Annotated in this window: 12 protein-coding genes; 2 read left to right on the top strand and 10 right to left on the bottom strand. The window is 39.3% G+C overall.

All coding sequences use genetic code 11. The features are described 5' to 3' along the window. A partial coding sequence (locus ACMZ42_RS18120; protein ID WP_415732283.1) for a hypothetical protein occupies positions 1-466 on the top strand: 466 nt, incomplete at its 5' end. On the opposite strand, the gene ACMZ42_RS18115 is transcribed toward ACMZ42_RS18120, so the two are convergent. The 8 genes from ACMZ42_RS18115 to ACMZ42_RS18080 all read right to left on the bottom strand — a co-directional run bounded on the left by ACMZ42_RS18115 (position 423) and on the right by ACMZ42_RS18080 (position 9,625). Beyond that, positions 423-989, bottom strand: coding sequence for a hypothetical protein (locus ACMZ42_RS18115; RefSeq protein WP_415732282.1), 567 nt, complete (start codon positions 987-989; stop codon positions 423-425). The genes ACMZ42_RS18120 and ACMZ42_RS18115 overlap by 44 nt on opposite strands. Positions 990-1,105: 116 nt before the next feature. Beyond that, a complete protein-coding gene (locus ACMZ42_RS18110; RefSeq protein ID WP_415732281.1) occupies positions 1,106-2,032 on the bottom strand; it encodes an SGNH/GDSL hydrolase family protein in 927 nt (308 codons plus the stop codon). Between the two features lie 133 nt (positions 2,033-2,165). Then, positions 2,166-3,395: an aminopeptidase gene (locus ACMZ42_RS18105; protein WP_370079280.1), complete on the bottom strand. Its 1,230-nt coding sequence runs from the start codon at positions 3,393-3,395 to the stop codon at positions 2,166-2,168. A gap of 1 nt (position 3,396) precedes the next feature. Further along, positions 3,397-4,545 carry a DEAD/DEAH box helicase gene (locus ACMZ42_RS18100; RefSeq protein WP_370079278.1) on the bottom strand — a complete coding sequence of 383 codons (1,149 nt, stop codon included), beginning with the start codon at positions 4,543-4,545 and terminating at the stop codon, positions 3,397-3,399. Between the two features lie 267 nt (positions 4,546-4,812). Next, complete coding sequence (locus tag ACMZ42_RS18095; protein WP_370079276.1) at positions 4,813-5,514, bottom strand: aspartate/glutamate racemase family protein; 702 nt, start codon at positions 5,512-5,514, stop codon at positions 4,813-4,815. Continuing rightward, positions 5,514-6,743, bottom strand: a complete 1,230-nt coding sequence (locus ACMZ42_RS18090) for an ATP-grasp domain-containing protein (RefSeq protein WP_415732280.1) — start codon at positions 6,741-6,743, stop codon at positions 5,514-5,516. Before ACMZ42_RS18090 ends, ACMZ42_RS18095 begins: the two co-directional genes overlap by 1 nt. 123 nt (positions 6,744-6,866) lie before the next feature. Beyond that, positions 6,867-7,853 carry a C39 family peptidase gene (locus ACMZ42_RS18085; RefSeq protein ID WP_415732279.1) on the bottom strand — a complete coding sequence of 329 codons (987 nt, stop codon included), beginning with the start codon at positions 7,851-7,853 and terminating at the stop codon, positions 6,867-6,869. Between the two features lie 269 nt (positions 7,854-8,122). Beyond that, entirely contained in the window at positions 8,123-9,625 is a 1,503-nt protein-coding gene (locus ACMZ42_RS18080) for a class I adenylate-forming enzyme family protein (RefSeq protein WP_415732278.1), read from the bottom strand. 669 nt (positions 9,626-10,294) lie between these two features. On the opposite strand from ACMZ42_RS18080, the gene ACMZ42_RS18075 reads away from it, so the two are divergent. After that, on the top strand, positions 10,295-10,891 hold the full coding sequence (locus ACMZ42_RS18075; protein WP_415732307.1) for a metallophosphoesterase family protein: 597 nt from the start codon (positions 10,295-10,297) through the stop codon (positions 10,889-10,891). A 110-nt stretch (positions 10,892-11,001) separates the two neighbouring features. Here the strand turns inward: ACMZ42_RS18075 and ACMZ42_RS18070 are convergent, their stop codons facing one another. Both ACMZ42_RS18070 and ACMZ42_RS18065 read right to left on the bottom strand, forming a co-directional pair. Further along, positions 11,002-11,583, bottom strand: a complete 582-nt coding sequence (locus tag ACMZ42_RS18070) for a DUF305 domain-containing protein (protein WP_370079268.1) — start codon at positions 11,581-11,583, stop codon at positions 11,002-11,004. 118 nt (positions 11,584-11,701) lie between these two features. Next, a complete protein-coding gene (locus tag ACMZ42_RS18065) occupies positions 11,702-11,872 on the bottom strand; it encodes a cysteine-rich CWC family protein (RefSeq protein WP_415732277.1) in 171 nt (56 codons plus the stop codon). Positions 11,873-11,880 lie beyond the last annotated feature (8 nt).

The following is an 11,880-nucleotide window of genomic DNA, read 5'->3' as shown; positions in this document are numbered from 1 at the left end:
TTTTTCCGTCGCTCCAGGGGTTCTTTCCGTCGCCCCGGTTTTATCCGTCGCTCTGACGATTCTTTCCGTCGCTTCCACTGTTTTATCCGTCGCTTCGGCAATTCTTTCCGTCGCTTCGAGGGTTCTTTCCGTCGCCCTGGTTTTATCCGTCGCTCTGACGATTCTTTCCGTCGCTTCCACTGTTTTATCCATCGCTTCAAAGATTTTTTCCGTCGCTCCAGGGGTTCTTTCCGTCGCCCCGGTTTTATCCGTCGCTCTGACGATTCTTTCCGTCGCTTCCACTGTTTTATCCGTCGCTTCAAAGATTTTTTCCGTCGCTCTAGGGGGTCTTTTCTGTCGCCCCGGTTTTATCCGTCGCTCTGACGATTCTTTCCGTCGCTTCCACTGTTTTATCCGTCGCTTCAAAGATTTTTTCCGTCGCTCTAGGGGGTCTTTTCTGTCGCCCCGGTTTTATCCGTCGCTCTGACGATTCTTTCCGTCGCTTCCACTGTTTTATCCGTCGCTTCGGCAATTCTTTCCGTCGCTTCGAGGGTTCTTTCCGTCGCCCCAGTTTTATCCGTCACTCTGACGATTCTTTCCGTCGCTTCCACTGTTTTATCCGTCGCTTCACAGATTTTTTCCGTCGCTCCGAGGGTTCTTTCCGGCGCCCTGGTTTTATCCGTCGCTCTGACGATTCTTTCCGTCGCTTCCACTGTTTTATCCGTCGCTTCGGCAATTCTTTCCGTCGCTTCGAGGGTTCTTTCCATCGCCCTGGTTTTATCCGTCGCTCTGACGATTCTTTCCGTCGCTTCCACTGTTTTATCCGTCGCTTCAAAGATTTTTTCCGTCGCTCCGAGGGTTCTTTCCGTCGCCCTGGTTTTATCCGTCGCTCTGACGATTCTTTCCGTCGCTTCCACTGTTTTATCCGTCGCTTCAAAGATTTTTTCCGTCGCTTCAGGGGTTCTTTCCGTCACCCCGGTTTTATCCGTCGCTCTGACGATTCTTTCCATCGCCCCGATTTCATCCGTCGCTCAGAGGATTCTACCCTTCGACCCGCTGATTTCATCCGTCGCTTATATTTTGATAGATATTCAACATAAAAAAGAGCATCTTTGTCGATGCCCTGTTACAAATAGTTATGATTAAAACGTTTTGCTCTTACCTTCTCCATAAAAGCAACGTATCCTGTAAAACCTTGAATGGCACGCGCAGTAGGGCTTGGCGTTTCTTTTTCTTCTTGTTTCTGCTCTGCCTTCGCTAGTTGTTCTAAAATCTGCTCAAATGAAATAGGGTTAGGCTTTGGCAGTTCGTTTGAAGAAATGGCTAAAGCTTTACTTCCACTATATTTATGTAAAAATGCATTTGCCATTTGGCGATAGCCTTCAAAATTTGGATGTACGTCAGAAATATTGGGTAAAAAGTTTGTTGCGTTTAACCCAAAAGCATCATAGACGTTTACATAAATTGCTCCGGCTTGCTCTGCCTGTTGCTGTAAAATCGTATTTAACTTTACAAGCTGTGCATTTGTGCCTTCTTTTTGCGTAGAGTGAACATTTGGATAGGCAAAATAATAGCCCATTACATAGAACTTAGCTTTAGGTGCTCGCACTTTCAACTCATCCAAAATCTCCGCCATATTTTTTCTGGCAATGTTTAATGCATAATCTGTTTGCAGCTGCGTAAAGGCTAATGTACCTGCAGTTGGATTGACCTGCACTAGACGCAGTAAATCGTTGGCACCTGCCGAAATAGTAATAAGTTTTGCATTAGCTAGTAAGTCACTCGCTTCCTCTGATTGTACTCGTTTCAAGACATCAGCTGTTGTATAGCCTGGGAAAGCGAGCTCCTTTGTATAGAAACTTAATTGCCCAGTCATTCTTAATCTCATAGCAATTAAATCACTATAGCCTGTATCAATCTGTTGATAAGGTGTTTGACCAGCCGCCAAGGAATCTCCAATTGATAGGTAGTTTTCAGTATGAGCAAAAGCAGATGAAGCACAAAATACCATCATGAATATAGCTGTACCAATTAAGCTTAGTAATCGTTTCATCTGCCCAACTCCTTTCCGATTCCGTGACATCTGCCGGAGGCTTTAACATCTTTCAGCGGGTGTTTGGACACCTGTACCTGTCGCTACGCTTTCGGTACAAAAGACATTTGCTGAAAGATGTTTTATCAAGAGCTTAAAATGCCCAGCTACCTTTGCGGAAAATTGGCTCTACCGTTCCATCTGGTAAAATACCGTCAATGTCCATCTCACCGCTACCAATCATAAAGTCCTCATGTGTCACTGAAATATTTGCACCTAACGCTTCAAGCTGTCCGTTTTCTAAATCTCTTCCACCTTCTAAGCAAGTTGGATAAGCTTCGCCAATCGCTAAATGGTTCGATGCATTTTCGTCAAACAATGTATTAAAATATAAAATCTCCGATGCTGAGATTGGTGATTCATGCGGTACAAGTGCTACCTCACCTAAATAGCAAGAGCCTTCATCTACATTAATAAGCTCCTGTAATAAATCATGGCCTACCTGTGCTTCAGCCTTAACAATTTTTCCTTCTTCGAATGTCAGTTTAAAGCCATCGATAATATTTCCTTGATAAACTAATGGTTTTGTATTGCTTACATAGCCATTTACACCTTGTTTCATCGGTAACGTATAAACTTCTTCAGTCGGCATATTAGCAATAAAGATAGTATCATCTGGCGTTTTACTACCTCCAGTAAGCCATTTATGCTGTGGTGCTAAGGCAATTGTTAAATCAGTACCTGGTGCTGTATAGTGCAGCTTTGCATATTTTTTATTGTTTAGCAGGTCCGCACGAGATTCTAAATTTACTACGTGTTCACGCCAGTTTTCAACAGCATTGCCTTCACCGATACGAACAGTTTTAAAAATAGCTTCCCACAATGCTGGTACTTGTTCCTCAGCCGCTAAGTTCGGGAATACTTTCGATGCCCACTTTGGAGAAGGGACAGCAACGATCGACCAAGCTATTAAATCCTTCATTACGGCGTTACGATAGTTTTTCAGAGCAGCTCCAGATACCTTTTGATGAGTAGCTAGGCGATCTGCTGAAATACCTGCTAATTTATCAGGGTCTGCAGCATCAATCCATAATAGTGCTCCTTTACGATCGATCACTTCATCACGCATTTTAACTACCCATTCTGGGAAACGATTAAATTCTTCATCTGAAGCATGCTCAAAGTAAGCACGATCCATTTCATCATCTGAAAAATTAACATGAACACGTCCTGCACCAGCTTTATAAGCCTCTTTCACAACTAAACGGGCGAAATCTAATGCTTCCACTGAAGTATTAACTAATAAGTATTGCCCAGGTTGAATATTAACACCGACTTTTACCGCAAGTTCTGCATATGCTTGTAATTTTTCTTCAAACGTCATATTATTTACCTCGCTTTTGTCCAATTGTTTTTGAATTACCCTCCACTAACTTGCCTTCATGCCATACTTTCTGTACAGGTTTCGCAGAAATTTCTCTTGTCCATTTTTTATACGTTTTTTCATCACGATAAGATAATAACGTTAATACTTCACCATCTGCTCCAGCACGGCCTGTACGACCAGAACGATGCAGATACTGCTCAATTGTTCTTGGTACATCGACATGAATAACATGTGTTAAACCTTCAATATCTAAACCACGTGCTGCAATATCTGTAGCAATTAAAATACGCGCATCACCTTTACGAAAAGCATCTAACGCCTTTTTACGTTCTTCCTTCTTCATGTCAGAATGTAATGTCACAATCGGTGCCGTACGATATTGTAATTTCGTTTCCTTCATTAGCAATTGATCGATATTGTTGACGAAAGCCAACCCACGTAATCCTTCTATATGTGATAGTCGGCGTAAGAAATCAGTTTTATCACGCTCCTCCACTTTCACGAAAGAGTGTACAACTTTACCAACCTTTAACATATCCTCTGGTTTAATTTTGAAACGTATCGGCTCGAACATCATGCGACTAGCCACTAATTCAATTTCCTCCGTAATTGTTGCTGAAACAACAACTACTTGTCGCCCAAATGCTGCACTTTCGATAAAGGATTTTACGACAACACGATATTCACGACTTAGTAACTGATCGCACTCATCTAAAATAACTGTTTCAATTTCTTTTAGCTTTAATTTCCCAGCACGTGCTAATTCATTTAATCGGCCAGGTGTTCCTACAACTATTGTCGGTTTTTTCTTTAACTTTTCGATTTGACGTGCAGAGTTTGCCCCACCAATTAGTTGTTGAACCGTAATATCAGAACCTGCTGTCCATTCACGGATAACCTCTACAATTTGCATTGCTAGTTCCTGTGACGGGGCTACAATAAGTCCTTGTGTTTGTTTTTTTGAACCGTTTACTTTATTTAGTAAAGGAAGTACATACGCTAAAGTCTTCCCCGACCCTGTCGGTGATTCGGCTACAATATCTTTGCCCTCAAGCATTGCTGGAATCATTTCTTCTTGAATTTTCATCGGCTCTTCAAATTTCCATTTTGCTTGTAAATCTTCATTTAATACATTTATTACTGACATGTAATTTCCCACCTTCTATCTACTTGACACTAGTTTAACACACTAATCATTTTCCTACTTCATATGTACGTAAACCTTTGTATAATCGTTTCAAAAACGGGGCTTTCTTAATCTCCCCAAATGAATTTTGAGTATACAGATAAAAAAATCTGCACGACTCATCACGGGATTTGTCAGCCTTCAAGCCCTTTTAGATACTTGAGATTCTTTGAAGGTTTACAACTTACCTGTGAAAAGCGTGCAGATTTTATTTGGTTCATACGATTGTTAATCTACAATTTCATAGCCACATGCTAATATAGCACGTTCTGCTAACACGATTAATGAGTCGATATATTTGTCACTTAATTTTAAATCTCGATTGACGATTGATAATTCAGTACATCCTAATACGATACGATCACAATTAAGTGCAAGCATTGCTTCTTCTATCGGCTGCCAATCCTCCTGAGAGACATCTTTTCCAGCCTTTACATAATCATAAATAATAGACATGACTTTTTCTTTCATCACATCGTCTGGAACTACTGGTATGATACCAAATTCCTCTAACGCATCTTGATACATACGTGAGGTTAATGTACCCGTTGTCGCTAAAATACCTACACGCTCTGCCCCTAAATCAGAGGCGCGCTTTGCCGTTTCCCTTATCATATGTAATACCGGAACCGGAGAACCTTCAACAATCTCATCATAAAAGGTATGTGCCGTATTACATGGAATAGCAATCACATCTGCCCCAACAGAAGCAAGCTTTTTTGCATCTGCGACTATCACTGGTACAGGGTTTTCTTTTGTACTATCTAAAATAAAGGCAGTACGATCAGGGATATTCGTATCATTATCAATGATTGTATGTAAATGTTCCTGATCCTTCGCTGCCTTCGTACGTCTTACAATCATTTCACCGATAAACATCGTTGCAAGTGGACCAACGCCACCAATTATACCTAAAGTTTGTTTTTTCATTAGTTTGACAGACCTTTGTTGTTAAAATATTTCTTATATTGGCGATAAAAGTTTAAATTATCAAGCGTTATATTCAACCAACGCTTCGCATTCATATCTTTATAATTAAAGATGGAATCCGTAGCCATTCCTTGGCGAATAAGGCTTTTCGCTTCTATCACAAGCTGTTCATTTTGAACATATTTAAAAAGGACACCATTAGGGACAATTGTCCAAAGATGCTTGTTCTGAACATATGTTAGCTGTTGCTTGCTTCCTCGGATAAAATCATCTGCAACATATTGCATTAAATTATAGCCACTTGCAGTCACATAATAATTTGAAAGTTCATTATGTAATTCAATACTTAATAACTTATATTGACCGTCACGTTCATCATACTTCATATCAAACGTGGCAAAGCCTTGGAATCGAATTTCTTCTAAAAACAATTTCACGCGGTCCATTAAGTCTTTATCGTATGCTGTCATGATGGCTACATAGCGACCAATCCCCTCTGGAGAATGCTCTTCTAAAATTGGGTTACCTACAGATAGCAGTTTTACCTTATTATCTTTCCCAACATAAGCATTTACGACACACATATGAGCATCTTCGCCAGGAATATATTGCTGTACCATTAAGTCATCTCGGTATGCCGATTCCTTATAAATGGCGTGGAAAATAGCATCCTTTTCGTCGTTATCTTTTGCAATATACACTTTTTTCTTGCCTCGAAAAATACATGTAGCATACTTTGTCATATTCAAAGGTTTAATGACAACGGGGTATTCAAAAGGAATGTCAAATTCCTCGTAATCATTGACGGTGCAAACATGCATTGCCGGATAGTGAAAGCCGAACTTCGCACAAAGTTCATACATGCTCTCACGCGTTAATAGCTCATTAGCAAGGTTTGCATCCACATAAGGAATTACAAAATACTCTGCTAGCTCCTCTTTATGTTGCACAATTTTTTTTACGTAAAATTCATCGCAGGCTAACAACAGCAATTTTTTTCCTGCAAATTCCTCTGCAATTGCCTTTAACGCCACGACAAAACGATCTTCAATATGGAGTCTTGGAACTTCACGAAATATTAATAAATCACTCTGCTGTATTTTCTCCATATTCGTATGATTTAATGCAAGTGGTTTAACGCCATAGGACTCGTAAAATGCTCTTGCCATGCCGTAAGCATTCATTTCATCTCCTAATAAAATCGGTAAAAAAGCGTGCTCAATAGCCATTCTACTCAACTCACTTTTGCTTTTATTAGGCTCTCACATAACGTGGGGGTCATCCCCAGTGACAAGCCTTTTTTTACAAGTGTAACATACTTTCCTTGTACGACTTATAACTCTTCTTTCGAATCATTTATGAACGGCTACAGCTTGTTCACCTAACTCTCTATAGCTTTTAAAAAACTGATCCACATTATAAGTGACAAAGCCTTTTAACGGGTCCATAACAACTACTTTATCTCCTAAATGCCCGGTTAAAACAACAGCATGTAAGTTCATATACGCTTCATGCGGCACTTTTTCACCTTCATAGATCCAGCCCTTATCTAGATCTCTTTTTGGCTCTGATAAATCTAATGTAACCCATGTCACAACAGGGACTCCCTCTCGAACAAGCTGTAAAATTTCGTCCTGCGTGGCACCACTCTTATTTGTCACCTGTAAGTTTGCCTGTTTATCTGCTATTACTGCCTCTGCTGCTTTGACAATTGGAGCTGCAAAGACATACATACCGTGTGCTTTATCACGAGGATTTCCTGCAAAAGCCTGTGCTGGATTTGGACCAAATCGTTGTCCGTCTACAATACTTATTGTTTGCTTCGGTAAATAATTATCAGCCATTTCCAGCTTCGTAACGTCTAGCCCATAATAATTTAATACAGCCGTTAATGATGTTATTTCACAGCCATGTGGTAGTTCAGGTTTTTGCATAACAACTGGTACATCCAGCTCTTGCTCGTCCCTTGAAAAATGTGTTTCCAATCGATAATACGGCTTTGTCGCATCATATGTAAAATTTTCGATTGTCGTATAACCATCGTTTGTTGTACTATTTTCAAGCGTAGTTGCTGCCATAGCATATTTCCGTCCCGCTATAAGCTTCGAAAATATCGCTTCACCCTCTTCAGAGCCAACCGCATCCTCTACTACCTCACCTGACTCTACATCTGTAGCAGTTATATAAAGGTTAGGTATGGGTGCACCACTATTAAACTCTACCGTTAACACAGTTAATCCTTTGTTTTGCGTTTCATGCTGCGAAAACGGATTGCAACTTGAAAGTAGCATGATTATCATAATACCTATTAGTAAAAGGCGTTTATACCTCGTCCACAAGACAAATTCCGCTCCTATCTTGTTTGAAGACAATAACTTCAATTCTATTATATTATTTCAATTTGTCGCAGACTCTATTATACGCTAATTTCATAGACGTTCCTATTTTAACTTCTTTCAGCGGTTGTCCAAACATCCAGAAGTAAAAGCCTCGAACGCAATTGCGCAGAGGCCTAATATAAATCCTCTACACAATAGCATCTCTAAATTCAGTGTACGCCCGATAAGGTATTACTATGTTTGCTATTTTCGAGTTTCATCAAACCGTTTTACACGTTATGCGTGCTTACTCTTGGTCGTAATACATGCTTTAAAACTTTACCAGAAGCATTACGTGGCAATTCAGTTAAAAATTCAATTTCATGTGGCACTTTATACTTTGCAAGCTGAGTCCGACAATAAGCCATTATCGCCTCTTCATCGGAAGACTTCCCTTCCTTCAATACGACAAATGCTTTCGGGACTTCGCCATATACCTCATGTGGTAAACCTACAACGGCAGCCTCTAAAATTTCTGGCAGTTGATATAAAACCTCTTCGATCTCGATAGGATAAATATTTTCGCCACCTCGAATGATCATATCTTTTTTACGATCAACAATATAGAGATAACCTTCTTCATCAAAACGCCCTAAATCTCCTGAATAGAGCCAGCCATCTTTAATTGCTCTAGCTGTTTCTTCAGGGTTACGTAAATAACCTTTCATGACTTGTGGTCCTTTGACACAAATTTCTCCTACCTCACCCGCTGGCACCGTTTCACCAAAGCTATCAACAACACGGACGTCCGTTTGAGCTAATGGTTTTCCTACTGATCCAATCTTTGTCAATGCATCGGCATCTAAAAGAGAAGTGGTTGCAGGAGAATTTTCAGTTTGTCCATACAGGTTTTGTACTTTCACATTAGGGAAAGCCTCCTTCACTTGCTTAACAAGCTCATAAGGCATCGGTGCCGCTCCGTAACATAATAAACGTAAATTTTTAAATGTATGTTCCTTAAAGTTAGGTGTATTTAAAATAATTGTATACATTGACGGAACACCAAAGAAAATTGTTGAATCTGTAGCAACAAACTGTTCTAAAGTGTTTGTCGCAGAAAAAGCCTCTTCTATAACCATCGTACCGCCTTTATAAAACATCGGCATCGCAAATACATGAAGGCCTGCACAATGAAATAAAGGCGTACAAATAAACATTCTATCCTCATTGGTCATATCCATTGAGGACGACCATATATCCGCAGTTGATACAATATTTTGATGAGTTAGCATTACCCCTTTTGGTTTACCCGTCGTCCCAGAAGTATACATAACAACACCAGTATCATGAGGCTCCAATTTGACAGCTTTTCTTTGACCTGGATAGTTTTTAATAACGTCTTTCATCTCTTTGAGCCCTACAGTATGTTGAAATGGATAGGCAATAGTTGCGAGTATATCCTCTAACCTTTCATCATAAATAAGCCCTTTAGCTTCTGAATGATTAAAAATAAATTCGACCTCTGGAGCTGCTAGTTTTGTATTAATAGGCATGACAACATAGCCTGCTAACTGAACACCGATATAAGCGATTAAAAATATATCTGAATTGAGCGTATATAATGCAATTACATCATCTTTTTCAAAGCCTTGCTCTTGTAAGTATGCTGCGAATGTTTCTGCACCTTTATAAAATTCACTATAGGATAGCTTTGTCCCATCGTAAACCGTTGCAATCCCATTTGGTTGCTGCATAGCATAGTTTTGTAGAATATCTGTCATTAACATCGTCATCATAAGCCCCCCAAATTTTTTAAAATTCATTTCCCTCATACCCTGTAGAATCGTTCTGGAAAAATCAGAAAATTCCAATTATATTTTATCAATCTATGAAAACGTTGGCAATTTTTCTACACATAAAAAATATAAGACTTATTACCGAAAGTTAGAGATGACATTTTATTAAAGTATTTGTCATGCGGGAAAATTGATTGGAGGGAGACTGCTGATTCTTTGGGATTAGCAATAATGGAACGAAGGCTATATACATTACGTCTTAGGATAACGACTTCGACCAACATTTATTGGCCCAAGCGGCTCATAGGACGCCTCTAGGCAAGCACACAGTCGGAACGGAAATCAACTCGACGTTATGGTGATGAACCGAAATATAATCCATATGTAACTAAATATATTTATACATTTTACTTTTCTATCAATTTCTGTTAGGTGTATGATATTTGTATAATGAATAACTTCTTTCAGCAAATGTCTTTTGAACCGAAAGCATAGCGACAGGTACAATGTTTATCTGCACGAAAGCGAAGCGTCAGTGGCAAATGTTTTGGTAGCGAAAGCAAAGCGTCAGCTACAGATGTTTGGACACCCGCTGAAAGAAGTTAAAGCCTCCGGCGGATGTCACGGAATTATGCCGAGGCATAATTGATGAAAGGCCTGATTAAAATGTTGTACGCACTTTTAGGAGATTTACATTCTAATATAGAAGATACTAAGGCAGTTCTAGCCCATATTCAGCAATCTGCGAAAGATGCAAAGGTATTGGGATTAGGTGATTTATACGAATGTACTGTAAGTAAGAAAAAGGCTCAAACAATGTCGGGTATACCGCTACAAAAAGCTGCGATAGTCGAAAATGATTTTGAAAATTTACTAACATTCCCCTCTATTCGTGGCAATCAGGAAGAGCGTATTACACGTGTAACTGGTATTGAACGTTTTACAGAACTACCTGAGACAATGGAGATTGATGGTGCAACACTTATGCATGGACATCAATTTAAATGGAGTGTGACGTGGCAGCCTACATTTCCGCCATTTAATAAATCGCTTCTTTTCTTCGGACATAGTCATGAATCAGGTCTTTATCATCGTAATAAAAAGTTACCTATTCGTATTCGCTATGGCCAACCAATCACATTACAAGAAAAGCAATACGGTATCAATGTTGGATCGGTTGTTGATCATCGAGAATGGTGTCTTTACGATAGTAATAAACGAACAGTAACATTTATGTGCGCTCCTTCTGTTGAGAATGTTTGATTATTTTTCATCAAGAGTTGAGTTTCGCTGATACACATCGTAGTCACAAAAAAACGCTAAAATCGACTTCGACTCTAGCGTTTTTTCACTTTATAAATGTTAAGTTCAAACTAGCAATTCTCGCAATCCTTTAAAGCATCTAGTAATTTTTCCATTTCGCAAATACGATCGCACATAGTTTGAATCATATTTCGAAGGATTGGTATTAATTCTTGGCAAATACAGAACCTTAAAACGTTTTGCGCTAGTCGAACGCCTGCCTGATGGTGAACAATCATTGTTCGCAGAAAGTTTATATTAATATTATTGGAAACTGGCGGTAAACTCATTGCTTGGAACATAGCCCCAGTAATTTCTTTATAAGCACACATATATTCGTACAATTCACATTCCGAATTTTGTACGATACAGCATCTATTTTGTATCGCTTCGAGGCATTCAACAGTTTCCGTACTTGTTGCTATTATTTCTAACGCGAGATTTTGTACAAGTATATTCGTGGTGTATCGCAAAACGTTTTCCGACAATTTAATAGCAGCTACTTGATGCGGTAATATTTGCTTAATAAAATTTTCTGAAATACTACATGTTATGGTCACATAGGTCATGCCCTGCATCATTTTATCGAGGATCCTTTGGTTTTCCTCTAAATAAACCTTTGTTACATTACTGAGTACAACTGGTTTAGTCATTAGACACACTCCTTTCAGAGTAATATATGTCCGATAGGTTGTTGTGCGGTAGACAATTGTACCAACTGATCTCTATTGTTTCGTAACAGCATTGAAGTATTTTTAATGCCGAAATCGTTTAATCTTTTTTATATGTATCCAAGCATTTTTGACAAATACATTGCTCTTTAGGTACTGCTTCAAGGATTTCTTTAGGGAAACTCTTTGTCATACACCAGCAATCCTTTTGCCCATTTACTACCCCACAATGATTTTCTTGTCCACATAACGGACAACGTTTTTCCTCCATTCGCACAC

Source organism: Lysinibacillus sp. NPDC056185, assembly GCF_047737915.1.
In the GTDB taxonomy this organism is placed as follows: Bacteria; Bacillota; Bacilli; order Bacillales_A; family Planococcaceae; genus Lysinibacillus.
Note: the sequence above shows the minus strand (reverse complement) of the source record. Positions and strands in the feature narration are given on the sequence as shown.

Excerpts from the sequence above, each read along its gene's own strand:
- ACMZ42_RS18115 (WP_415732282.1), bottom strand. The coding sequence starts at position 989 with ATGGAAAGAATCGTCAGAGCGACGGATAAAACCGGGGTGACGGAAAGA.
- ACMZ42_RS18110 (WP_415732281.1), bottom strand. The coding sequence starts at position 2,032 with ATGAAACGATTACTAAGCTTAATTGGTACAGCTATATTCATGATGGTA.
- ACMZ42_RS18105 (WP_370079280.1), bottom strand. The coding sequence starts at position 3,395 with ATGACGTTTGAAGAAAAATTACAAGCATATGCAGAACTTGCGGTAAAA.
- ACMZ42_RS18100 (WP_370079278.1), bottom strand. The coding sequence starts at position 4,545 with ATGTCAGTAATAAATGTATTAAATGAAGATTTACAAGCAAAATGGAAA.
- ACMZ42_RS18095 (WP_370079276.1), bottom strand. The coding sequence starts at position 5,514 with ATGAAAAAACAAACTTTAGGTATAATTGGTGGCGTTGGTCCACTTGCA.
- ACMZ42_RS18090 (WP_415732280.1), bottom strand. The coding sequence starts at position 6,743 with ATGGCTATTGAGCACGCTTTTTTACCGATTTTATTAGGAGATGAAATG.
- ACMZ42_RS18080 (WP_415732278.1), bottom strand. The coding sequence starts at position 9,625 with ATGACGATGTTAATGACAGATATTCTACAAAACTATGCTATGCAGCAA.
- ACMZ42_RS18075 (WP_415732307.1), top strand. The coding sequence starts at position 10,295 with ATGTTGTACGCACTTTTAGGAGATTTACATTCTAATATAGAAGATACT.
- ACMZ42_RS18070 (WP_370079268.1), bottom strand. The coding sequence starts at position 11,583 with ATGACTAAACCAGTTGTACTCAGTAATGTAACAAAGGTTTATTTAGAG.
- ACMZ42_RS18065 (WP_415732277.1), bottom strand. The coding sequence starts at position 11,872 with ATGGAGGAAAAACGTTGTCCGTTATGTGGACAAGAAAATCATTGTGGG.